Origin of the sequence: Salinicola halophyticus, from assembly GCF_003206695.1 — a bacterium.
In the GTDB taxonomy this organism is placed as follows: Bacteria; Pseudomonadota; Gammaproteobacteria; order Pseudomonadales; family Halomonadaceae; genus Salinicola; species Salinicola halophyticus.
Map to the genome: position 1 here is coordinate 1 of NZ_PZJN01000017.1, position 502 is coordinate 502.

Here is a 502-nt window from a genome sequence, read left to right on the forward strand (position 1 = left end):
GTGACGGTGATCGTCAACGTCTTGGGTTCACTCACGCCGCCATCGTTGTCCGTGGCGGTATAGCTGAAGGTGACCTCACGGCTCTCGCCCGCAGCCAGACTGTCGAAGTCGATACCCGGCGTGAAGCTGTAGCTGCCGTCGGCGTTGAAGCTGAGACTGCCGTTGCCCTGACCCACGCCAGTGTCGAGCGCGTAGCTGGCAATGGTGCCGTCGACATCGGTCGCTGTCGGCACCTGGCCGGTCAGCGCGGTGTTCTCTTCCGTCGTGGCCGTGGCGGCCTGAGCCACCGGCGCNNCTCGCCCGCAGCCAGGCTGTCGAAATCGGTGCCGGGGGTGAAGCTGTAACTACCGTCGGCATTGAACGTCAATGACCCATTGCCCTGACCTACGCCGGTGTCGAGCGCATAGCTGGCGATGGTGCCATCGACATCCGTTGCCGCCGGGACCTGGCCGCTGAGAACGCTGTTCTCGCCGGTGGTCCGGGTATCGGCGACGGCCACCGG

At 65.6% G+C, this 502-nt stretch carries 2 protein-coding genes; both read right to left on the reverse strand.

Annotated features, from left to right (window positions below):
• Positions 1 to 287 (reverse strand): Ig-like domain-containing protein (locus tag DOM58_RS17105; protein WP_188113835.1); only part of this gene is annotated, 287 nt, incomplete at its 3' end.
• On the reverse strand, positions 242 to 499 hold the full coding sequence (locus DOM58_RS17110; protein WP_425353407.1) for an Ig-like domain-containing protein: 258 nt from the start codon (positions 497 to 499) through the stop codon (positions 242 to 244). The genes DOM58_RS17105 and DOM58_RS17110, both read right to left, overlap by 46 nt.
• Positions 500 to 502 lie beyond the last annotated feature (3 nt).